20 protein-coding genes are annotated in these 22,939 nt (G+C 64.1%); 10 read left to right on the top strand and 10 right to left on the bottom strand.

From position 1 onward, the window contains the following. Positions 1-137: 137 nt before the first annotated feature. Genes ACR9ZN_RS23030 through ACR9ZN_RS23020 form a run of 3 tightly spaced genes read left to right on the top strand, consistent with a single transcriptional unit; the run spans position 138 to position 2,603 of the window. Positions 138-359: a NepR family anti-sigma factor gene (locus ACR9ZN_RS23030; protein ID WP_481273263.1), complete on the top strand. Its 222-nt coding sequence runs from the start codon at positions 138-140 to the stop codon at positions 357-359. After that, on the top strand, positions 346-903 hold the full coding sequence (locus ACR9ZN_RS23025) for a sigma-70 family RNA polymerase sigma factor (RefSeq protein ID WP_441770871.1): 558 nt from the start codon (positions 346-348) through the stop codon (positions 901-903). The genes ACR9ZN_RS23030 and ACR9ZN_RS23025 overlap by 14 nt, the downstream gene beginning before the upstream one ends. 32 nt (positions 904-935) lie before the next feature. Beyond that, on the top strand, positions 936-2,603 hold the full coding sequence (locus tag ACR9ZN_RS23020; protein ID WP_481273262.1) for a histidine kinase dimerization/phosphoacceptor domain -containing protein: 1,668 nt from the start codon (positions 936-938) through the stop codon (positions 2,601-2,603). Between the two features lie 500 nt (positions 2,604-3,103). Here ACR9ZN_RS23020 and ACR9ZN_RS23015 read toward each other — a convergent pair whose 3' ends face one another. Next, a complete protein-coding gene (locus ACR9ZN_RS23015) occupies positions 3,104-5,089 on the bottom strand; it encodes a response regulator (protein WP_481273261.1) in 1,986 nt (661 codons plus the stop codon). A gap of 746 nt (positions 5,090-5,835) precedes the next feature. On the opposite strand from ACR9ZN_RS23015, the gene ACR9ZN_RS23010 reads away from it, so the two are divergent. The 3 genes from ACR9ZN_RS23010 to ACR9ZN_RS23000 all read left to right on the top strand — a co-directional run bounded on the left by ACR9ZN_RS23010 (position 5,836) and on the right by ACR9ZN_RS23000 (position 9,112). Beyond that, positions 5,836-6,114, top strand: coding sequence for a DUF2934 domain-containing protein (locus ACR9ZN_RS23010; protein WP_434958748.1), 279 nt, complete (start codon positions 5,836-5,838; stop codon positions 6,112-6,114). 233 nt (positions 6,115-6,347) lie between these two features. After that, complete coding sequence (argS, locus tag ACR9ZN_RS23005) at positions 6,348-8,087, top strand: arginine--tRNA ligase (protein ID WP_481273260.1); 1,740 nt, start codon at positions 6,348-6,350, stop codon at positions 8,085-8,087. An 83-nt stretch (positions 8,088-8,170) separates the two neighbouring features. Beyond that, positions 8,171-9,112, top strand: a complete 942-nt coding sequence (locus ACR9ZN_RS23000) for a Gfo/Idh/MocA family protein (protein ID WP_481273259.1) — start codon at positions 8,171-8,173, stop codon at positions 9,110-9,112. Between the two features lie 15 nt (positions 9,113-9,127). Here the strand turns inward: ACR9ZN_RS23000 and ACR9ZN_RS22995 are convergent, their stop codons facing one another. From ACR9ZN_RS22995 to ACR9ZN_RS22970, 6 genes are all read right to left on the bottom strand, one after another. Next, positions 9,128-9,880, bottom strand: coding sequence for an SDR family NAD(P)-dependent oxidoreductase (locus ACR9ZN_RS22995; protein ID WP_454811368.1), 753 nt, complete (start codon positions 9,878-9,880; stop codon positions 9,128-9,130). Between the two features lie 66 nt (positions 9,881-9,946). Continuing rightward, complete coding sequence (locus ACR9ZN_RS22990; protein ID WP_434958744.1) at positions 9,947-10,951, bottom strand: substrate-binding domain-containing protein; 1,005 nt, start codon at positions 10,949-10,951, stop codon at positions 9,947-9,949. Positions 10,952-10,991: 40 nt separating this feature from the next. Continuing rightward, entirely contained in the window at positions 10,992-11,990 is a 999-nt protein-coding gene (locus ACR9ZN_RS22985; protein ID WP_454811366.1) for an ABC transporter permease, read from the bottom strand. 223 nt (positions 11,991-12,213) lie between these two features. Beyond that, entirely contained in the window at positions 12,214-13,200 is a 987-nt protein-coding gene (locus ACR9ZN_RS22980) for an ABC transporter permease (RefSeq protein WP_454811364.1), read from the bottom strand. Next, complete coding sequence (locus tag ACR9ZN_RS22975; RefSeq protein WP_481273258.1) at positions 13,197-14,744, bottom strand: sugar ABC transporter ATP-binding protein; 1,548 nt, start codon at positions 14,742-14,744, stop codon at positions 13,197-13,199. The genes ACR9ZN_RS22980 and ACR9ZN_RS22975 overlap by 4 nt, the downstream gene beginning before the upstream one ends. Then, a complete protein-coding gene (locus ACR9ZN_RS22970; protein ID WP_441770879.1) occupies positions 14,741-15,760 on the bottom strand; it encodes an aldo/keto reductase in 1,020 nt (339 codons plus the stop codon). Before ACR9ZN_RS22970 ends, ACR9ZN_RS22975 begins: the two co-directional genes overlap by 4 nt. A gap of 352 nt (positions 15,761-16,112) precedes the next feature. Between ACR9ZN_RS22970 and ACR9ZN_RS22965 the strand changes: the two genes are divergently transcribed. The 3 genes from ACR9ZN_RS22965 (at position 16,113) to rhaM (ending at position 18,334) form a co-directional block, all read left to right on the top strand. Continuing rightward, a complete protein-coding gene (locus tag ACR9ZN_RS22965) occupies positions 16,113-16,982 on the top strand; it encodes an amidohydrolase family protein (RefSeq protein ID WP_481273257.1) in 870 nt (289 codons plus the stop codon). Positions 16,983-17,106: 124 nt separating this feature from the next. Further along, positions 17,107-17,931 carry a FadR/GntR family transcriptional regulator gene (locus ACR9ZN_RS22960; RefSeq protein WP_441770881.1) on the top strand — a complete coding sequence of 275 codons (825 nt, stop codon included), beginning with the start codon at positions 17,107-17,109 and terminating at the stop codon, positions 17,929-17,931. A gap of 85 nt (positions 17,932-18,016) precedes the next feature. Then, positions 18,017-18,334, top strand: coding sequence for an L-rhamnose mutarotase (gene rhaM, locus ACR9ZN_RS22955; protein ID WP_434958737.1), 318 nt, complete (start codon positions 18,017-18,019; stop codon positions 18,332-18,334). Positions 18,335-18,357: 23 nt separating this feature from the next. On the opposite strand, the gene ACR9ZN_RS22950 is transcribed toward rhaM, so the two are convergent. Further along, on the bottom strand, positions 18,358-18,855 hold the full coding sequence (locus ACR9ZN_RS22950) for a hypothetical protein (RefSeq protein WP_481273256.1): 498 nt from the start codon (positions 18,853-18,855) through the stop codon (positions 18,358-18,360). A 6-nt stretch (positions 18,856-18,861) separates the two neighbouring features. Then, the gene (locus tag ACR9ZN_RS22945) at positions 18,862-19,596 is read right to left on the bottom strand and encodes a M48 family metallopeptidase (RefSeq protein WP_441770883.1); all 735 of its coding nucleotides are present in this window, start codon (positions 19,594-19,596) and stop codon (positions 18,862-18,864) included. Between the two features lie 93 nt (positions 19,597-19,689). Between ACR9ZN_RS22945 and epmA the strand changes: the two genes are divergently transcribed. Next, entirely contained in the window at positions 19,690-20,733 is a 1,044-nt protein-coding gene (gene epmA, locus ACR9ZN_RS22940; protein WP_454811355.1) for an EF-P lysine aminoacylase EpmA, read from the top strand. A 253-nt stretch (positions 20,734-20,986) separates the two neighbouring features. Here epmA and typA read toward each other — a convergent pair whose 3' ends face one another. Next, positions 20,987-22,813, bottom strand: a complete 1,827-nt coding sequence (typA, locus tag ACR9ZN_RS22935) for a translational GTPase TypA (RefSeq protein ID WP_434958733.1) — start codon at positions 22,811-22,813, stop codon at positions 20,987-20,989. Positions 22,814-22,939 lie beyond the last annotated feature (126 nt).

The following is a 22,939-nucleotide window of genomic DNA, read 5'->3' as shown; positions in this document are numbered from 1 at the left end:
GCCCGTGGTTGGGCCTCGCCGGGAAATTCTGCAAATGTTTGGTATCTTGCAGGTTCCCCTCCATCGGACCCATGGCGATCCGTGAGGAACCTGCTTGGGAGCGATGGTGGTGCCGGTGCCGTTTCACGGGAGTAGTGATGTCGAGGAATAAGAAGCCAGACGAGGATCTGCCCAATCAGAGCCCCCCGGGTGACGGCAAGCTCGATCCACAGATCCGCGACTATGTCGCTCGCTCCCTCCAGGCCCATTACGAATCGATCGTCCGGGCCCCCGTGCCTGACAGGTTTTTGACACTCCTGGCCGAGCTCGAAGAGCAGGAGAAGAAGGCCGGGGAGGGCAAGGACGATGAGCGGCGATAGCTTCAAGGACGGGCTCGTCGCACATATTCCCAGTTTGCGTGCCTTTGCCGCGTCTCTGTCGGGCTCGATCACCCTGGCGGACGATCTGGTGCAGGATACGCTGCTGAAGGCCTGGGCCAATGCCGACAAGTTCGAGCCAGGCACCAATATGCGGGCCTGGTTGTTCACGATTCTGCGCAACATCTACTACTCGCTCTACCGCAAGCGTTCGCGCGAGGTGCAGGACAGCGATGGGATCTATGCCGAACGTCTAGCCGTTCACGCCGACCAGGAAGGGCATCTGGCGATCGCCGATTTCACGGCGGCCCTCGCCAAGCTGCCCGAGGAGCAGCGTGAGGCCCTGATCATGGTGGGTGCCTCGGGCATCTCCTATGAGGAGGCGGCGGAGATCTGCGGCGTCGCCCTCGGTACCATCAAGAGCCGCGTCAACCGGGCGAGATCGCGGCTGACCGAGATGCTCTCGACCAATGATGCGGACGATACGGGGCCGGATGCCAAGATGCTGGCCGCCCTGCGGGTCGGTGGACGCGAGCCTCCCTCGTGACGGCCCGCTTTCGCCATACCTTTAATAAGGTCTTGGCCTTCGATACGGTCCAGGCCAAGCTTCTGACCTTCTTCCTGTTGGTCGCCATACCGGTCGGCGCCATCACCAGCATCATAGCGGTGGTGACCTATCGCGACAACGTCAAGACGATCGAGACGTCCCAGGCGCAGACCGTCGGCAATTTCGTCGTCCGCATGGGCATCTGGTATGTCGGCGTGCTCCGGGGACTGATGATCTCGGCCGCCGAGGTTACGACGGGCGCCTCCTGCGAGGCGGTCGGCAAGGCCAATGTGGGGCAGCTCGACGGCTACCAGGCCCTGCTGATCCAGGGTGACGGCGGCCCGACCTGCCTGTTTTCCGACATATCCGGCCTGGACCAGGCCGCTCTCGCCGCCGAACTGGCGGCGCAGGCCGCCAAGCCGGTGATCCAGCCCCGCGCCGTGCTTTCGTCGGTGACCAGCCGTTACGATTCGATTGTGCTCGCGGGCGAGCGCCGGCTCGTCGTCTATGCCAGGCGCGAAGGCAAGCCGGATGCGCCGGGCTGGCAGGCGCTGCTGGTGATCGCCCCGCAGGCCCTCGATCGTGTCTTCAATCTCGGCGAGGGCGATCGCGATTTCGTCGCTGCCCTGATCACCGCGCATGAGGATATCGTGTTCGCTCGGGGGCGCCCAGCCGGCGACAATGGCTGGCTGCCGGGCAAGGGCACCTTTCCCGTCACCCGTCAGCGCTGGGTCGCCGTCAGCGGAGCCGGCCAGACGCGGGTCTATTATGCCATGCCGGCGGCGGCACCCGATCTCTACATCGTCGCCAGCTTCCGCGACATTCATCTGCGGGCGGCGCGTTCGCAATTCCTTTTCCTGCTGCTGGCGCCCCTCGCCGCCCTGCTCTTGCTGCTGGTGGTCTTTGCCCGGGTGATGAAGCGGCATCTGGTGCAATGGCTCAAGGGCATCGAGGCCGCGTCCCGGGCCCGGCGGCATTCCGGCTGGGGGCGCGTACCGCTCAGCGCCCAGATGCCATCGGACATTCGCAATGTGGTCGTCGCCTTCAACGACATGGTGGAGGAGCAGGAAGCCCGCGAGAATCGCCTGCAGACGACGCTTGCGGCCAATCACGCCCTCACCCGAGAGTTGCATCACCGGGTGAAGAACAATCTTCAGGTGATGCAGAGCTATATTGGCCTTTCCAAGAACGCCTATGCCGGCGATGCCCGCATGGCTCTGAGCGAAGCCGAATGCCGGGTTCACGTGCTGTCGGCCGCCTACCGGGGAGCCCTGTCCGAGGGCGAGATGCATCCGGTTGCGATCGAGCCCTTCCTTCGCGACGTCACGCTGGTGATCGGCAGGTTGCTGTGCCACTCCGGACAAGATGTGACTTTACGTGGCCTCACCGAGACGACGCTGCCGGTGGATCGGGCGATCCCCCTCGGCTTACTCGTGGTCGACTATGCCTCCACGATCCTGCATGCCGGCTCGGCACTCGTCCTTACCCTCGATATCGAGGATCTCGATGGCGGGCGGTTCGGTTTCGGGTTTTCCGCCGACAGGCCGGTCGAACCACCACAGTCCTCGCGCATCCTGCTGGGCCTCGTGCAGCAGCTCGACGCGGCCGAGACGAAGGACGTCGTCACGCGCGATCTGGGCGCCTGGGAACTGGCCGTCGCAGTCGATGAGGAGAAGCAGATGGGAGGCCGGGCGCCCTGAAATTTTTTACCGGCGCAGCGCCTTCAATCGACGCTTCCGCAGCGGAATAACTCTTGCCAACGGTCGTATAGTGCCTATGTTTTCCAGGAGGGTACCGGCAGGCGGCCGTCGGTTTGGCGATGTTCTCCCGCCGGTGCTGCTCAGGCTAGGTGCCGCCTTATGTCCGGTCCCGGCTGGATTGTTAGGAAATTGTAACTGAACTTTGCGCCCCCTGGCGCGTTAACAATCAAGCATGATCGGACGTTCGGCCGAGTATCAGGGGTATAGAACATGATGAACACTCTGCTTGCGGTTCTTTCGACCTTACTGGCCACGGGGCTTTGCGCCCTCGCGGTAGCGTCGATGCGCCAGCCAGCCCGCGTCAGGGTCGTCGCGCGGCGCAACAGGCGGTTCCCGCCCCGGGACTGAGCCGGTTTCATAGCAAGTAGGACGGAATGGGGGAGGAACGCGGGTTCCTCCCCCATTCCGTTTATTGTGACCGTTCCTGCTGAAAATCCGTCTCATCCGTCGATCGCCGCCCGGATGCGGCGCGAGAGCTGGTCGATCGAATAGGGTTTGTAGAGCGGCCTCGTGTCGAGGCCGGGAATGTCGACCCGGCCATTGTCTTCCGGTGCATAGCCGGTGGTGAACAGCACCTTGATGTCCGGGGAATGGGCTCGGGCGCGGCTGGCGAGCTCGCCGCCGTTCATCCCGGGCATAACGATGTCGGTGAACAGCAAGGTGATCTGGCGGCCGGCTGCGACGAAACCGAGCGCCTCGCTCGGGGATGCGGCTTCGAGAATGGTGTAGCCGAGCCCACTCAGGGCTTCCACTGCCATGGAGCGCACCCTTTCCTCATCTTCCACCACCAGCACAATCTCACCGGGATGGCCATGGAAGGTGGCGGGAAGTCCGTCCCATAGGGGGCGCTGGGCCTCGGCAGCCTCCGACCGCGGCAAATAGAGCTGGATGGTGGTGCCCTGTTCCGGCATGGATGCGATGGTAACGTGACCGCCGGTCTGGCGCACGAAGCCGAAGACCTGGCTGAGGCCCATGCCGGTGCCCTTGCCCACGCCCTTGGTGGTGAAGAAGGGGTCGAAGGCGCGAGCGGCCACTTCATCCGACATGCCGATACCCGTATCCATCACAGCCACACTGAGATAGGGGCCGGATGCGATGCCGAACTCCTCGGCCTGGCTGCGGCCCAGCATGACATTGCTGGTCTCGATGCTGAGTTCGCCCCCGTCGGGCATGGCGTCGCGGGCATTCACCGACATGTTGAGCAGGGCGTTCTCCAGCTGACTCCTGTCGGTCTCCACCGCCCAGCCGTCCGGAGCCAGGATGGTGGTGATGTGGATATGCTCGCCGAGCGTGCGCGACAACAGATCGGTCATGTCGGCGATCATGGCGTTGGGCGACACCGCTTCCACCGTCAGCGGCTGCTGACGGGAGAAGGCGAGCAGGCGCCTGGTCAGCGCAGCGGCACGCTCGGCGCCGTCGAGCGCGCCGTCGATATAGCGCCCCACATTGGTCTGGCCGCGTTCCAGCTTGCGCTTGAGCAAGGTAAGGCCGCCGATGACCACGGCCAGCATATTGTTGAAATCATGGGCGATGCCGCCGGTGAGTTGCCCCAGGGCCTCGACCTTCTGCAACTGATGCAGGCTGTTCTCAGCCGTCGCCCGGGCGGCTATGGCGGCCTGGACGCGCTGCTCCAGCGTCTCGTTGAGTTCGCGAAGCTCGGCCTCTGCCTGTCTCTGCCTGGAAATGTCGGTGTTGGTGCCGAACCAGCGCAGGATGCGGCCGCTATCGTCCTTGACGGGGGCGACGCGGGTGAGGAAGGGTCGGAAGACGCCATCCCTGCCGCGGAGCGGGAAGACCATCTCGAAAGCGCTGCCTTGTTCGAGCGACTCCCGCCAGCCGCCGATGATATCAGGCAGCTTCGCGCGGTCATGTACCGACCGCCAGCCCCATCCCTGCATCTGCTCGAACGAGGATCCCGTATAGTCATACCAGCGCTGATTGTACCAGTAGATGCCGCCATGCGCGGCGGCCATCCAGCACAGGATCGGGATGTTGTCTGCCAGGGTGCGGAAATTGGCCTCGCTCTCGCGCAGGGCCGTTTCGGCCGAGCGGATGCGCAGCAAGGCGCGGACGGAAGCGACGAGCTCGACCGGCTCCCAGGGTTGGGCGAGGCAGGAATCGGCGCCAGCTTCCAGCGCCCGCATGCGATGATCACCCGAAACGAAGGAGGCCGAGGTTTGCAGTACCAGGGTTTCGGGATAATCCCGCTTGATGATGCGGCAAAGATCATAGCCGCTGATGTCGGGCAGCCTCTCTTCGAGAAGCACCAGGGTCGGCCGTCGCTCGCGGACCAGGACGAGAGCATCGAAGCCCGAGCCTGCCTCGACCACCTCGATTTCGCTCGCTCGGCCGAGAGCCTCGGTCTTGGTGCGCCGATCCGCTTCATGGTCGTCGAGGTTGAGGACGAGATGGCGTCGAAACTCCATTGTACACCCACCTCGATGACGGCCCTGCCATAGGCGGGGCTCCAGTCCGCATCCTAATACCAAGTTTTAAAAATATTGACCCGTGGAGGCCATGCTTTACCGGGTGCGACGCCCACAATGGGTCAATATTTTTCAACCTGGGCATACATGGACGCCCACAACGTTTTGCTTGGGAGAACGCCCCGCATGGTGGAAGGTTCCGGCTCGATGCACAGCCGGTCTTCGAACGGTCCGGCGTCCTTGGCGCCCGTCGCCACGGTCCGATATTGCCGTGCCCAAGGGCGTGAAGCTTGACAGATGGGGTCATTCAAAGCGCTTTGAGATGTCGATTTTGGTTGTAATCCGGCGTCCTCACTCTATCTTAAGCATGGTCGTGCGCCCGCCTTCCGAAGATTACTCCGCCAAGGGGGAAGGAAATTGATCGCAGTGGGGAACCGCGGGGATCATGGCGGGTTGAGGTTAAGTACCACAGCGCGATGATTGTCATGCCTGGCTTGTTCCGGGCACCCGGATGACATGCGTTCAAGGTCGTCCGCGGGGACCGGAAGCGGCCGATCGTGGCAGATCCATGTCGAGCCTCATGAAGGCGTGCATGCTCTAGAGCAAAGCGCGTTCATGGCTGAACGATCGTTTGCTCTAGGTTCTTGTTTCGACGCGTCTTTGCGATTCTTGCCGCGTCCGTCAAATCGCAAAACGCTCTAGGCCATGGGCGTTCCTTGCCATAACCCAGACCGGGAGAGACATCGATGAGCAATGAGATAGAACAAAAGATCCGCGACAAGGCCCATGAATTGTGGGTTTTGGACGGACAGCCGGAGGGGCGCGAATTGTTCCATTGGGACTTGGCGCGCCAGCTCGTCCTGCAGGAGAATACGGCGGAGTTCACGCTCGTGCCGACGCCGCCCTGCGTCGAGGATTTGATCGACCCTCTGGCCGCACCGGACAATCTGCGTGAGATCCCGGACCTGACCCATCTCGGGGAAGAAGCGGTGGAAGCCGAAGTGCCGCTCAAGAGGATCGCTTGAGCCCGATCGCCGAAGGTGGGCTTGTCCCTCCGAATGGCCGGGGCGCAGGGTGCGTTCCGGCCCGAATTGCGGTGGCTTGCGTCGCCTCTGCATTTTCCAGACCCAATCCTTGAAAATACGCCCTTTCGAGCGGCTGAAATCGCAAAATCCGGCCCCGATGTGTGCCCGACACTTGCCTCTGCGCCGCAAGGTGCTTACTGCGAACGCTGACCGAATTGATAGGAAGCGTCCGCATGTCTGCCTCTTTGAACCGCCTCGTCGACGAGATGTTGGCGAATGCCTTTTCAGCCTGTGGATTGCCGACCGAAACAGCCCGTGCCGCCCGCTCCACGCTGCCTGAGCTTGCCGACCTGCAGTGCAACGGCGCCATGCCGCTGGCCAAGAGCCTCAAGCGCAATCCACGCGAGCTGGCAGAGCAGGTGGCCGAAAAGCTGAGGGACCTGCCGGCCTTCAAGGAAGTGTCGGTAGCCGGCCCCGGCTTCCTCAATCTGCGCCTGTCCGATGCCTTCCTGTCCGAATGCGCCGCCGCCCAGGCCGCCTCGCCCGATCTCGGCATCGTCCAGCTGCCGGCGGACACCGTAGTGCTCGACTATGGCGGCCCCAACGTCGCCAAGGCGCTGCATGTCGGTCATATCAGGGCGCTGGCAATCGGTGAGAGCCTGAGGCGTATCAATGCGGCCCAGGGGCTGGACGCGATTTCCGATATCCATCTTGGTGACTGGGGCCTGCAAATGGGCCAGCTGATTTCGGAGATTCGCCTGCGCTGGCCCGACCTCGGCCCGGGCGAGACGCCGGATCTGACAATGGACGATCTGCAGCGCCTTTATCCGGAGGCTGCCGCGGCCTGCAAGGCTGATCCCGCCCGCATGGAGCTCGCCCGCGCCGCCACGGCCGCTTTGCAGGCCGGCGATCCCAATGCCACCGCGATCTGGCAGAAGCTGCGCGACATCTCGCTGACGGCTCAGCGCGAAGACATCGATCTGCTCGACACACATTTCGACCTTTTCCTGGGTGAAAGCGATGTGCAACCGCTGATTCCGGACATGATCGCCGACATGCGGGCCAAGGGTGTGGCCGTCGAGAATGACGGCGCCCTGATCGTCGACGTCGCCATTCCCGGCGACAACAAGCCGATGCCGCCGCTGCTGCTGCAGAAGAAGGATGGCGCGGCGCTCTATGCCACCACCGATCTCGCCACCATCGTGGCCAGGGTTCGGGATCAGGATCCCAGCCGCATCATCTATGTCGTCGATCAGCGCCAGGAGCTGCATTTCCGGCAGGTCTTCCGCGCAGCCGAACTGGCCGGGATCGCGCCGGGCGTGGAATTGATCCATGCCGGCTTCGGTACGGTGAATGGTGCGGACGGCAAGCCCTACAAGACCCGCGACGGCGGCGTTGCCCAGCTCAAGGATCTGCTCGCCGATGCGATCGAAAAGGCGCGTCAGCGCCTCGACGAGGTGATCGCAAGGCGCTCGGTCGATCCCGCGTTGGACCTCGACACGCTGGCTCGTCAGGTCGGCATCGGCGCGGTTAAATATGCGGATTTGTCGTCGTATCGCCTCTCCGGCTACATTTTCGACATCGAGCGGATGACCGCCCTGGAGGGCAAGACCGGTCCCTATGTGCAATATGCCTGCGTACGTACCGGCTCGATCCAGGCTGAGGCCCGGCTCAAGGGCTTCGAAGTCGGTCCGATTGCGGTCGAGGCGCAGGCCGAGCGCAATCTGGTGCTCGAATGCACCCGGTTGCCGGAGGTGGTTGCGTCTGCCACCCGGAACAACGCGCCCAACGAGATCGCCGACCACGTGTTCACGGTCGCCCAGGCTTTCAGCCGCTTTTACGATGCCTGTCCCGTTCTCAAGGACAACACCGAGGCCGAGCGTGCCTCGCGCCTGGCTTTGTGCGGCCTCGCGCGCGCCGTGCTGGAGAAGGAACTGTGGCTGCTCGGCATTGAAGTGCCGGAGAAGATGTAACGTCAGGCGCGGGAGTCTCTTCCCGCGCTTCCCGTTTGCTGCTACGCACGCCTCTAATTGACTGACAAATAGAGGCAGATAGCATGAGCCAGCATTCCATCGCCATCATCGGCGTCGGCAAGATCGCGGTCGACCAGCATCTGCCGGTCATCGCCAAGAACCCGGCCTTCCGGTTGGCGGGCCTGGTCAGCCAGCGCGGCATCGAGCAGCCTGGCGTGCCGACCTTCCGCACGCCGGCCGAACTCTATGCCGCCCTGCCGGATCTCGACGCGGTGGCGATCTGCACCCCGCCTTCCGTGCGCCACCAGGTGGCGCTGGAGGCGCTGAATGCCGGCATGAACGTGCTCCTGGAAAAGCCGCCCGCCCCGACCGTGAGCGAACTGGCCGATCTCGTGCGCCAGGCCGCTGCCCGGCGCTGCGTGCTGTTCGCCACCTGGCACTCGCAATACAATGCCGGCGTCGCGGAAGCGAAGAGACATCTTGCCGACCGGAAGATCGCATCCCTCGCCATCACCTGGAAGGAGGACGTGCGCCGCTGGCATCCAGGGCAGGAATGGATCTGGCAGCCCGGCGGCTTTGGCGTGTTCGATCCCGGCATCAACGCCCTGTCGATACTCACCGAGATTGCGCCGGAGCCCTTCTTCGTCACGGCCGCGACGCTGACCTATCCCGCCAATCGCGATACGCCGATCGCGGCCAACCTTACCTTCGCCTCCGATGCCGGCCAGCCCGGCGCGGCGTTGACGGCCGAGTTCGACTGGCGCCAGACCGGAGACCAGACCTGGACGATCGAGATCGTCGTGGAGGACGGCACCAGGCTCACTCTCAGCGATGGCGGTTCGAAGCTTGCCGTGAACGGAACGCTGGTCGTGACGGAGCCGATGGCCGAATATGAGGGCATCTACGCCCGCTTCGCCGACCTGCTCGATCGTGGCGAGAGCGCGGTGGATGCCGCTCCCTTCCATCTGGTCGCCGACGCGATGGTGGTGGGCAAGCGCGAGACGACAGACGCCTTCGAGTGGTGATCGCTCGAAGCGGCCTCAATAGGTTGCCCGGCCGCCCGAGAGATCGAACACCGCGCCCGTGGTGAAGGAATTCTCCTTGGTGGCCAGCCAGCAGATCATCGCGGCCGCCTCGGCGAGCTCCAGCATGCGTCCGCGCGGAATCTTGGAGAGGATCATCTTCAGGAATTCGGGATCCTGGCTCATCGCCATCGTCGTCTTGGCCACGGCGGGCGTTACCGCATTGACGGCAATGTCGTATTTGGCGAGTTCCTTGCCCAGCGACTTGGTCAGGGCCAGCACCCCGGCCTTGGTGGCGGAATAGGCCGGTGCGCCGGGATTGCCTTCCTTGCCGGCGACCGAGCTCAGATTGACGATACGCCCGTAATTGCGGGCGATCATGTGCGGCACCACGGCATGACAGACGTGGAAGGTGCCGACCAGCCCGACATGCACCACCTCGGCGAAGGCCTCAGGCGGGTATTCCCAGGTGTTGGCGTTGGGACCGACGATCGCAGCATTGTTGATGAGCACGTCGATCTGGCCGAAACGCGCCAGGGTCTGCTTGACGCCGGCCTCCACCGAGGTGAGGTCGCCGATATCGACGTTGAGGGCCTGGACCTTGCCGTCCCGGCCATATTTGGCCTCCAGGGCCTGCAGGAGGGAAGCATCCCGATCCCAGATCGAAACGTTGCCGCCGCTGGCCAGAATGCGTTCGGCGACCGTCAGCCCGATGCCCTGGCCACCTCCGGTGACGATGGCGGCCTGTCCTGCAAAATCGTAGCTGTTCATGGGAACGTCCGGGGAAACTGAGGTGAGGGAAGGCCGGCGCGGGCGAGTTCCCGCGCCGGGTCGGAATCAGAAGTTGAACTGGTCGATGTTGCCGGCGTCGAAGGTCGTCAGCTCGGCCTGGGTGTTGATGATGTGATCGGCCCCGATGGTGATCTGCCCGAGACCGGGAACCTCGAATTTGGTGCCGGGCTCGTTCTTGATGGTGCCATTCTTGACGCCCACGGCGAAATAGGAGGTAAGCAGGCCTTCATTGTAGGGGCTCCAGAGCTGGAAGGCCTTGAGCGTGCCGTCCTTGATGAAGGGCCGCATCTGGTTGGGCGTGCCGAGGCCGGTGAGCGTGATCTGCTTGGCCTTGCCCTGGGTCTGCAGCACCTGCGCCGCCGCGGCGACGCCTACGGTGGTTGGCGAGATCACGCCCTTGAGGTTGGGGTATTTCTGGATCAGCGCTTCCATCTCCGTGGTGGATTTCTGCGGATCGTCGTCGCCATAGGCCACGGTGACCAGCTTCATCTTGGCATATTTGGGATTGCTGGCGAGGCTCTCCTTCATCGCCGCGATCCAGGTGTTCTGGTCGGGTGCGTCGGTGGTGGCGGAGAGGATGGCGATCTCGCCTTCATAATTGATCTGCGAACCGAGGAGCTCGACCTGGCTCGGCCCGGTCTTGGTGAAGTCGACGGGCAGGATGCCGGCATCGCGATGGTCGAGATTGCCGACGAGGTCGCCATTAACAGCCAGCACCAGGATGCCGCGCGAGCGGGCGCGGTCGAGCACCTGGTTGAGGGCATCAGGGCTGTTGGGGGAGATGGCGATCACACCGACGCCGCGCTGGGTCTGCGCGGTGATGAAGGGGATCTGCGAGGTGGCTTCGGCGGTCGCCGGGGCCTGCATGTCGAAATCGCAGCCGACCTTGGCGCAACCGTCCTGGAAGCCCTTCACCAGTGAATCGAAATAGGGATTGCCGGTGTTCTTGGGAATATAGACGATCGAGACCTTGTCAGCCGCCTGCGCATTGACGGCGGCGGTCAAAGCGAGCCCGAGCGACAGCCCGAGTAGAAGCGTTTTCCTCAGCATGGTTCCCTCCTGATGATGATCGCAGGCCGGTTTCTCCCGGCTATCTCTGGTTGCGGGCGTAGATCGTGTTGGTCGCGATGATGGAGATGATGAGAAGGAGGCCCATCACCGTGAGCTGGTAGGTCACGGGGATGTTGGCGACCGTCATGCCCGTGGCGATGATCACCAGGAGCCAGGAGGCGATGAAGGTGCCGGCGATGGTGCCGCGCCCGCCGAAGATGTAGGTGCCGCCGAGCATGACGATCAGCACCATCTGCAATTCGCCGCCGGTGGCGAGATCGTAGCGCACCGAGGCCAGCCGCGAGGCCGCCAGCAGGCCGCAGAGCGCGCTGGTGAGGCCCATCGCCAGGAACAGGGCGAACTTGATGCGCCTGACCTTGATGCCGGCATGGCGCGCGGCGATCTCGCTGGTGCCGATCTGGTAGATCTGCCGGCCCAGAATGGTGGCGCCGAGCACGAAGGCCAGCACCAGCGAGGCGGCGGCAAAGATCAGCACCGGCACGGGCACGCCGAAGAGGGTGCGATAGTCGATGCCGACGAACCAGGCCGGGAACTTGCCGATGGATCTATCGCCGGCCAGCACCTGGGCGAGGCCGCGATACATGATCAGCGTGCCGATGGTGACCATCAGCGAGGGTAGGCGCAACCACAGCACCATGAAGCCATTGAAGGCGCCCATGACGAGGCCGGCGGTTAGGCTCGCCGCCATGGCCCAGCCGATCGGCAGGCCGGCCTGGTACGCGGTGCCGAACAGGCAGGCCGTGAGGGCCATGGTGGAGGCGGGAGACAGGTCGATTTCACCGGCGATGATCACCAGGGTCAGCACCAGGGCGATGATGGAGAATTCGGCGTAGTAGGTGGCGCTTTCCAGGATGAAGGTCAGCGAGGCGAAGAAGGGCGAGAGCAGGCAGGCGATGACGATAGCGCCAGCCAGCAGCACCAGGGTCATGGTCTCAGGCCGCACCAGCACCGTACGCCAGAGCGGCAGCGGCTTGGCGGCGTCCTGCGGGGAGACGGCGGTGGCGGGGGTGTGGCTCATGGGAGCCTCCTTTGCCGGCCGAGGCGCGGGTTTTTTACCCTCCCCTGGAGGGGGAGGGTCGGCCTGAAAGGCCGGGGTGGGGTGAAAAAGTGCGAAGGTGGTAATGATGGAGCCTGTTCCTGTGAAGAAGACACCCCACCCCGAAGCTTCGCCTCGACCCCAGGCACTTCCAAGAGGAATGGCCGATCCCTCCAGGGGAGGGTAAAATGCGTGCCGGTGCTGGTCATGCCGCATCCCTCGCCAAGAGGCCCTTGAGGCCGCCCTGCCGGACGCTGCGGTCGATCACCAAAGCGGCGAGGATCACTGCGCCGTAGATCGCCTGCTGCCAGAAGCCGGACACGCCGAGGATCGGCAGGGCCACGCTGACGGCGCCCAGCAGGAGCACGCCGAGCACGGTGCCGGCGACCGAGCCCGAGCCGCCATTGATCGATACCCCGCCGATGACCACGGGCGCGATCACCGTGAATTCGAAGCCGACGCCGGTGATGCCGGGGTTCACATAGCCGAAGCGCGAGGCGTACATCACGCCTGCGAGCCCGGCGAGCGCCCCGGACAGCACGAAGACCAGCACGGTGATCGGCGCGGCGCGGATGCCGCGCAGCGGCGCCGCCACCGGATTGGAGCCGATGGCATAGATCTGGCGCCCGAGCCTGGAATAGCCGAGGAAGAGATAGGTCGCGATCGCCACGGCAAAGGCGATCAGGATGATCCAGGGGATGCCGAAGACCGGCGACGTCTGGCTGAGCTCGATCAGGCCTCGCGGAATATATTGCGGATCGACCTGGCGGGCGTCGGAGATGAAGAAGATCAGGCCGCGATAAAGGCTGAGCGTGCCGAGCGTCACGATGATGGACGGCAGCTTGAAGGTCGTCACCACCAGCCCGTTGACCAGGCCGAGCAGGGCGCCGACGGCGATTGCGGCGATGACGCCGACCAGGACAGGCAGGTCTGGATGGTCACGCCAGAGCATGCCGGCGACGATGGCGGAAAAGCCGAGGATCGAGCCGATGGAGAGGTCGACATGGCGGGCGACCAGCACCATCATCTCGCCCATCGCCGCCACCATGATCAGGGGCACGGCCAGCAGCACGATGCGTAGCGTTTCGGTGGAGAGGAAGCGCGGCTGGATCAACCCGACGATGAGGGCAAAGAGCGCGATCATCACCACGATGCCGGCTTCGCGGCGGCGGAAGAGGTCAGCGATGTTCATGCGGCGGCTAGTCCATCCCGGCTCGACTTGCGGCGCGGCACGGCGGCCTGCATCACGCTCTCCTCGGTGGCCTCGCCGCGGGGGAGATTGGCGGTAAGGCGTCCCTCCGACATCACCAGCACGCGGTCACTGAGCGCCAGGAGTTCCGGCAGTTCGGAAGAAATCAGCAGCACGGCCCGGCCCGAGGCGGCCAACTCGCCGATCATCTCGTAGAACTCTGCCTTGACGCCGATATCGATGCCGCGCGTCGGTTCGTCGAGGATGAGAACGTGCGGATCGGTGAGCAGCCAGCGCGCCAGGATGGCCTTTTGCTGGTTGCCGCCCGAAAGCTCGCCGATGGGCTGGCGCTGGCTGGCGAGGCGTATGCGCAATCGGCGCACCTGTTCGCGGGCGATCGAACGCTCGAGGGCGCGACGGATCACGCCGCCCGGAGCGATCCTGCCCGGCACGGCCGCGGTGATGTTCTGCTCGACCGGCAGGGTGCGAAAGATGCCGGCGACCGCCCGGTCCTCCGGCACGAAGGCGAGGCCATGGGCCACCGCATCCGCCGGCTCGCGGATGGTGACGGTCTTCCCGTCAACCTCGATGCTGCCGCTGGCGGCGGGAACCACGCCGAACAGCGCGCGGGCGACATCGGTGCGGCCGGCACCGACCAGGCCGCCGAGGCCGACGATCTCGCCCTTGCGCACCTCGAAGCTGATATCCTCGAACTTGCCGGGTAGGCTCAGGCCCCGCACTGCCAATGCAACCGCACCGATCTCGGACTTGTGCTGGGGAATGTAGCCCTTCACCTCCCGGCCGATCATCAGGCGGATGATGTCGGCGTCGGAGAGCCTGGCGGTCTCTTCGGTGGCGATCTTGCTGCCGTCCCGGAAGATGGTGAGGCGGTCGCACAGCACCCGCACTTCCTCGAGCCGGTGGCTGATGAAGATGATGGTGCGGCCTTCCTGCCGGAGCTGGCGGGCGATGCCGAACAGGGTTTCGACCTCTTTGGGCGTCAGCGGGGCCGTAGGCTCGTCCATGATGATCAGCCGGCTGTCGCTGGCCAGCGCCCGGGCGATTTCCACCATCTGCTGGTCGGCGATGGAAAGACCGCGCATCGGCTTGGCGACATCGATGACGATGCCGAGCCGGGCCATCAGGCCCTCCGCTTCGCGCCGGAGTTCGCTCCAGCGCACCCGCCCGAGCGCCGGGCCTTGATGGCGGCCGAGCACGAGGTTTTCGGCGACGGAGAGATCGGGAAAGGAGATCGGCTCCTGATGGATCAGGGTGATGCCGAGCTTCTGGGCGATCAGGGGCGTCGACACCTCGACGGGCGTTCCGTTCAGGGTGAGCGAACCGCGGCTGGGCCGATGCACGCCGGCGATGATCTTGGCGAAGGTCGATTTGCCCGCCCCGTTCTCGCCGAGCAAGGCGTGGATTTCGCCGGCACGGAGGTCGAGATCGACGTCGCGCAATACTTCCACGCCGGCAAACTGCTTGGAGATGCCGCGGGCCGAGATCAGGATCGGCAGCTCCGTTGCAGGTTTGCCCGCATGGTTCATGGCGTGGGCGCGTCCTTGTCGATCAGGCCTTCCGTCTTGAGGTCCGACCAGAAACCGGGAGGGATCGGGGCGTGATGCGAGGCGACGTTCTCCACCATCTCGCTCGGCTTCACGGCGCCCGGGATTTCTGAGACAACGGCAGGGTGGGCCAGCACGAATTGCAGCGCCGCCGCCGGCAGGGCGACGCCATGGGCCTTGCAGACCGCCTCGATGCCACGCACCTTGGCCTGCACGGCCTCTGGCGCCTTGCTGTAGTTGTAGTTGGCGCTGCCGCCGGAACCGGTGACCAGGATACCCGAGGCGAAGGGGGAGCCGATGACGACGCTGACCTTGCGCTTCACGCATTCGGCCATGCCGGTATGCAGGCAGCCCTGGTCGATCAGGGTGTAGGGCATCGCCACCAGCACGAAGTCGAGATCGACCAGCGGAGCTACGGTCTCCAGGGCGTCGGCGGTGTTGATGCCCATGCCGATAGCCTTGATCTCGCCGCGCTTCTTCAATTCCTCCAGCGCCTTGATGCCGGAATAGACCAGGTCCTTCTTGCGATAACCGAAATCGGGGCCCTGGTAGGCGGCGTCGAGGTCGTGGATGACCAGGGCGTCGATGGTGTTGAGGCCGAGCCGCATCATCGACTGCTCGTAGGAGCGCATGATGCCGTCATAGCTGTAGTCGTAGCGGTGCTGGAAGGGCAGGCCGCCGAGCCACATCTCCGATTTGAAGGTGGTGGGATCGAAGGGACGTTCGAGGATGCGCCCGACCTTGGTGATCAGTTGGTATTCCTGGCGCGGCCGATGCCTGAGGCCGTAGCCGAGGCGATGTTCGGAGAGGCCGAGGCCATACCAGGGCGCGGTATCGAACAGGCGCACGCCCGCATCCCAGGCGGCGTCGATGGTGGCGATGGCATCGGCTTCGGTCACCAGGCTGTAGAGCTCGCCGAGATGTGCCGCGCCATAGCCGAAGGTTGGAACGGTCATCGCCGTCTGGCCGACGCGGCGGCGCTCGAACTCCTTGGGCATGCAGGCTCTCCCGGGCATTTCTGGTTTTGCGGTTTCGGCCGGTTCGGCCGCGTTTGCGAATAAGTTGTCAGACAAAAATTAGTTTGACAAGTTTTTACTGACTGACGGAGAATGGCTGTAAGACCCAATGCGGTTTACTTAAGCGCCTTCGAGTTTCCACGACCTTTGTCATTGCCGGGCTTGACCCGGCAATCCAGCTCCAAGCCCGTTACGGGAGCGGGCTTCTGGATGGCCGGGTCAAGCCCGGCAATGACAAATCGGGGTGTTTCTTCCTTAAGTAAGCTGTGTTTGGCCAAGGCCGGCATCGATGCAGAAATGCCGGATGCGACTTCGCGCTCACGGTGAGGATGCCATGCCCGATTTTCCCATCATCGACACGCATCTTCACGTCTGGGATCATACGAAGCTGAAATATTCGGCTTTCGAAGGCAGCCCGCTGTTTTCCAGGAACTACCATGTCGAGGACTACAGGCGCGATCTCGGCTCGGTCGAAGTCGAGGCCATGGTCTTCCTTGAATGCTATGCCGATTTCTGGGAAGGCGGCGGCCAATATCTCGACGAGATCCGCTTCGTCGAGGAGGAGGCCCGGCGCGATCCCGGCCTCAGGGCGATCGTGCCGATGGCGCCGCTGGAATGGGGCCGGCGGGCAGAGCCGATCCTGGCTGAGATGAAGGACAAGCACCCCATGGTGCGAGGCATCCGCCGCATCGTCGAGTTCGACGCCGATCCGCGTGCCCTGACCCTGTCGGACAACTTCGTCGAAGGCGTCAATCTCCTCGAAGAATTCGGTTACCATTTCGAGATCAACGTCCATCACCACCAGATGGACATCGTGCGGGACTTCGTGAAGCGCATCCCGCATGTGCCGATGATCCTGGATCATTGCGGCAAACCCGGCATCAAGGAAGGCGCCATCGCGCAGTTTCGCGACGACGTGAAGGAATTGGCGCGCTGCCCCAACCTTTTCATCAAGCTCTCCGACCTGCCGGTGGAGGCTGACCTCACGACCTGGACCGATACGGACCTCAGGCCTTACATCGACGCCACCTTCGAGAGCTTCGGCATCGACCGCACCCTCTTTGCCATGGACTGGCCGATCTGCCTGCAGGCCACCAGCATGACGCGCTGGGTCGAGACGCTCGATCGTGCCATGGCGGGTTTTTCTGAAGTCGATCTGCGCAAGTTCTACCGGGATAACGCGAATTCCTTCTACCGCCTGTAGCGTTTTGCGATTTGACGGACTCACCAAGAATCGCAAAGACGCGTGGAAACGAAGGGCCGGGGCAAAAGTGCGTTTTCGTCAAAACGCGCTTTGCTCAGGGCCTGTGAGGCAGTAAGGCAGTCCTGTGAGCAAGCTGATCAAAGACCCCGATTTCAGCGATCTGGCGGCCCTGGATGCCGGCGAGGCCGTCTCCGAACCATTCGGCGGCGGCGCGCTGGAGCGGCGTCCGATCGCCGAGCAGGTCGCCACCCGCATCATGGGCATGATCAAGTCGGGCAATCTTCGATCCGGCGACCGCCTGCCGACCGAGCAGCAGATGGGCATTGCCTTCGGCATTTCGCGCCCGCCCTTGCGAGAAGCGCTCAAGGCGCTGACCCTGATGGGCGTGCTCGAAAGCCGCCAGGGCGGACGCTATAGCGTCACCGACCTGTCGCCGAGCCGCTTGGTGGCGCCGTTCTCGACCATGCTCTCCTTCGCCGACTACGACGTGCGCGAGCATTTCGAGGCGCGGGTGGTGGTCGAACTCGAACTGGTGCGGCTCTGCGCCGAACGGGCTGATGAGGAGACGCGGGCACGCATCCTCGAATTGGCCGTCGACGGCCGCGCCTTCCACGAGGATCCGGTTGCCTTCCGCCTGCTCGACATCGAGTTGCACCGGGCCCTCTATGGCGGCGGCCACAGCCGCCTGCTCGCTGCGATGGCGGAAGGGCTCTACGATGTCGGGCTCGACGTGCGCCGCGTCGCCAGCGCCCTGCCCGGTGTGATCGAGATCAGTGTAGCCCAGCATGTCGAGATCGCCGAGGCCGTGATGGCCCGCGATGCCGCGGCGGCGGTGGCTGCCTATCGCCGGCATCTCGAACATGTACGTGACACCTCCAGCCAGGCGCAGGAGGTGATCGGCGGCGAGATGGCCGCTCGGGACGCCGCTAACCGGCCCGACAAGCGCTGATCGCGGATCTCTGGCATAACCGGAATTGCCTTCGAGAGAACACCCCAAGGAAACGTCGCAAGCAAACGTCGCAAGGAAACGCTCCATGCCGGACCGCATCGCTTTTCGCATGAACCTGAACCCCGGCCAGGCCGCCGAATATGAAAAGCGCCATGACGAGATCTTTCCCGAACTGGTGATGCTGCTGAGGCAGGTCGGCATCTCCGACTACACGATCTGGCTTGACCCGGAGGACCACCATCTCTTCGCCATCCTCACCCGCAGCGACGACCACAAGCTCGACCGCTTGCCCGACGAGGCGGTGATGAAGCGCTGGTGGGCGTTCATGGGCGACATCATGGCCACCAATCCGGACAGTTCCCCGGTGCAGGTGCCGCTGAAGCGGGTGTTCTATTTGCCATAGAGCCGGTGAGAGACAGGCGGCACCTAAACGTCTTCCTCGCTGTCCCTTTCATAGAACAGCGCATGGACCTCATATCCGGGCCTGGTCCGAATGGCCTCTGCGCGAATGATTTGCGCTCGGACGAAAGGCTCATCCACTCCGCCGGCCCTGAGGATCGCATCGGGTTGGATGCCCTCCAACCAGGTTGTCACGGTGGAACGCGGCTGAGACGTTGCAATGAAAATATAGCCGAGAGTCGGCCAGTCTTCTTCTTCGCCAAATCCCCAGATCTGGATGGCAACGTCTGCCACGTCATCACGACCGCGGACATCCATGAGGCGGTCGCGAAAGGCCTCTATGCCGAAGGTGAGAATGGCCCGACTGGGGACGGCGTGACGTGTGATTCCTGCTGTAAAGAAATCTTCGATGGCGACAATTGGCAGTCTGTTGGCCCCATCTCGCTTGAAGACATGATCCTGCTCATGCACGAGCCGACGCAAGTTCGAGCGGTTTCTTTGGGCGTCCTCCGCTTTCTCCGGCATCTCCGCTCACCCGTAGCGGTGCAGCCCGGCACCATGCGACTTCAGCCAGGCCCGGGCTTCCTCGGTACGGGGACAGAGCTGGTGGCACAGGCGCCAGAAGCGGGGCGAGTGGTTCATTTCCTTCAGATGCGAAACCTCGTGCGCAGCGAGATAGTCGAGCACGAAGGGAGGCGCCAGGATCAGGCGCCAGGAGAAGGCCAGCGCCCCGGTCGAGGAGCAGGAACCCCAACGGCTGGTGGTGTCCTTGACGCTGATCGGGCCGTGCTTGACGCCGAGCGCCGCGGTATGGCGCGCGACGGCCGCCTGCACCTCGCGCAGAGCCTGTTTCTTCAGCCAGTCGGTAAGGCGGCGCGGCAAATGCTTGATATCGCCATGCACGACGAGGAGGGGCGGCGTGCCTGCCTCGATCTTTGCGGTACCACGGCCCTCGCGATGCTCGATGCGGTGCGGCACGTCGCGGATGGGCACCATGGCGCCGTCGGCGAAGCTGACATCCTGGGCGAGCTTGGCCAGCTTCAGGGCGATCCAGCCGGCATGCTTGTCGGCGAAGGCCTTGGCGGTGATCAGGCTGCCACGCGCCGGCATGGAGAGCACGATGTCGCGCTGCGCCGTACGCACCCGGAGCGTGTAGCGGCGCGCCGAAACCAGCCGCCTGACGGCAACCGGATAGGTTGTCGCCCCGATCCTGACGGTGATCTGCTCGGGTTGGGGCGTCGGATTGCGTCGAAACAGCGATATCATGCTCGAATCAGGTTTGAGCCGCCATCATAACCCGGATTGCGGTTTTGCCGCGGCTGGCGTAGGGGCGAGGCAATTCATCTCAAAGGATCCGCCATGTATTCCGATCCTACCCCCTGGTGGCAGCCATCGGCCCATCAGGATCGCCGGCCCTTCCTGATCGGGCGCAACCGGCTGATGACGGCGCTGCGTGGTTTCTTCACGGCGGAGGACTTCACCGAGGTCGACACTTCAATCCTGCAGGTCTCCCCCGGCAACGAGGCGCATCTGCATGCCTTCGCCACCGATCTGATCGATGCCGATCTTTCGGTACGCAGGCTCTATCTGCACACCTCGCCGGAATTCGCCTGCAAGAAGCTGCTGGCGGCGGGGGAGGAGCGCCTGTTCACCTTCGCCAAGGTCTTCCGCAACCGTGAGCGGACCGGCACCCATTCGCCCGAATTCACCATGCTGGAATGGTATCGCAGCGGCGAACCCTATCGGAAGCTGATGGACGATTGCGCCAGGCTGCTGGCCCTTGCCGCCGAAACGGGCGGCCTCAAGCGCTTCAGCTATCGCGGCGTGGAGACGGACCCCTTCGCCGAACCCGAGAAGCTCAGCGTCGCCGAGGCCTTCGAGCGCTTTGCCGGCATCGATCTCCTGGCGACGCTCGACAAGGACGGCAGCAGCGACCGTGACGCTTTGGCCGACGCCACTGTTCGGGCCGGCCTGCGGGTTGCCGCCGATGATACCTGGTCCGACATCTATTCCGGCGTGCTGGTGCAGAAGATCGAGCCCTATCTCGGCCTGGGACGCGCCACCATCCTCCACGAATATCCAAGCGTGGAGGCGGCGCTGGCCCGCCGCACCGCCGATGATCCGCGCGTGGCCGAGCGCTTCGAGCTCTATGCCTGCGGCGTCGAGCTCGCCAATGCCTTCGGCGAGCTGACCGATGCCGAGGAGCAGCGCCGCCGCTTCCAGGCGGAGATGGACGAGAAAGAGCGTATCTATGGCGAGCGCTATCCGATCGACGAGGATTTCCTCGCTGCGCTTGCCATCATGCCTGAGGCCAGCGGCATTGCCCTTGGCTTCGACCGGCTTGCCATGCTGGCGACGGGCGCAAGCCGCATCGACCAGGTAATCTGGACCCCGGTGGCGTGAGGCTGTGAATAGCGGGGATATGTTGCGTGAGAGGCCACAATCTCGACAAAAGGACCTGTGAGCTTTCACCCCATGCCGTTGACGCGGCACGAACTTGATCCGCGAGAGACCTCATTGCACCGCCGGCCCTAGGGTCGGCGGTTTTTTCTGCAGGAAGCGTCCGCGGTCCCAGCCGGCTGCCACGCCGCACCGTCTTCAAAAACAAGAGGGCCGGTGCTGAGACCGGCCCTCTTCAGAGATCGTTTGGCGGCTCTTACGCTGCCGCGTCGCGGGCGCGATCGGCTTTCTTGCGCTCGTTGGGATCGAGGATGGCCTTGCGCAGGCGGATCGACTTCGGCGTGACCTCCAGGAGTTCGTCGTCCTGGATCCAGGCGATCGACTTTTCCAGCGTCATCCGGATCGGTGGCGTCAGGCGCACGGCTTCGTCCTTGCCGGAGGCCCGGACGTTGGTGAGCTTCTTGCCCTTGAGCACGTTCACTTCCAGATCGTTCTCGCGATTATGCTCGCCCACGATCATGCCCTGATAGACCTTCCAGCCGGGCTCGATCATCATCGGGCCGCGGTCTTCCAGGTTCCACAGCGCATAGGCCACGGCCTCGCCGGCGTCGGTGGAGATCAGCACGCCGTTGCGGCGGCCGGCCACCTCGCCCTTGAAGGGGGCATAGGCATGGAACAGGCGGTTCAGCACGGCGGTGCCGCGGGTGTCGGTGAGCAACTCGTTCTGATAGCCGATCAGGCCCCGGGTCGGGGCGTGGAAGACCAGGCGCTGGCGGTTGCCGCCGGAGGGGCGCATTTCGATCATGTCGGCCTTGCGCTCCGACATCTTCTGCACCACGGCGCCGGAGAATTCCTCGTCGACGTCGATCACCACTTCTTCGATCGGCTCCAGGACTTCGCCGGTGGTCTCGTCCTTCTGGAAGACCACGCGCGGGCGGGAGACGCCGAGTTCGAAGCCCTCGCGGCGCATCACCTCGATCAGGATGGCGAGCTGGAGTTCGCCGCGGCCGGAGACGATGAACGAGTCCTTGTCGACCGATTCCTCGATTTTCAGCGCGACATTGCCCTCGGCTTCCTTGAGCAGGCGGTCGCGGATGACGCGGCTGGTCACCTTGTCGCCCTCGGTGCCGGCGAGCGGGGAATCGTTGACGGTGAAGGTCATCGACACGGTCGGCGGGTCGATCGGCTGGGCGATGATCGGGTCGGTGACTTCGAGCGCGCAGAAGGTGTCGGCGACGGTGCCCTGGGTCAGGCCGGCGATGGCGACGATGTCGCCCGCCTCGGCTTCCTCGACCGGCTGGCGTTCGATGCCGCGGAAGGCAAGCACCTTGGAGACGCGGCCCTGCTCGATCACCTTGCCGTCATGCGAAAGCGCCTTGATCGCCATGTTCGGCTTCAGCGTGCCGGAGGAGATGCGGCCAGTGAGGACGCGGCCGAGATAGGGGTTGGCTTCCAGGATGGTGGCGAGCATGCGGAAGGGACCGGGCTCGACGGTGGGCTGCGCGACATGCTTGAGCACGAGGTCGAACAGCGGTGCCATGCCGTCGTCATGCGAAGCCTCGGGGGAGGTCCCCATCCAGCCCTGCTTGCCCGAACCGTAGAGGATCGGGAAGTCGAGCTGCTCATCGGTGGCGTCGAGGGCGGCGAAGAGGTCGAACACCTCGTTGATCACCTCGGTGGTGCGGGCGTCGGGCTTGTCGACCTTGTTGATGGCGACGATCGGCTTGAGACCGATCTTGAGGGCCTTGGCCACCACGAACTTGGTCTGCGGCATCGGCCCTTCGGCGGCGTCCACCAGCACGATGGCGCCATCGACCATGTTGAGGATGCGCTCGACCTCGCCGCCGAAATCGGCGTGGCCGGGGGTGTCGACGATGTTGACGCGGGTATCCTTCCACACCACCGAGGTAGCCTTGGCCAGGATGGTGATGCCGCGCTCCTTCTCGAGATCGTTCGAGTCCATCACGCGCTCGGCCACGCGCTGATTGTCGCGGAAGGCGCCAGACTGCCGCAGCAGTTGGTCAACCAGCGTGGTCTTGCCATGGTCGACGTGGGCGATGATGGCGATATTGCGAAGTTGCATAGGTTAAACCGGGTTCCTGGCTAAGGCGAAGTGCGTTCAGACGGAAACGCTCTTCTGCCCCAACTCGTTGTTTCCAAGCCAATCCGATGGATTGGCGAGAGCGATTGTGCGATTCCCGACGTTCCA

The sequence above is a fragment of the Labrys sp. HAY1-8F genome (assembly GCF_056754975.1).
Note: the sequence above shows the minus strand (reverse complement) of the source record. Positions and strands in the feature narration are given on the sequence as shown.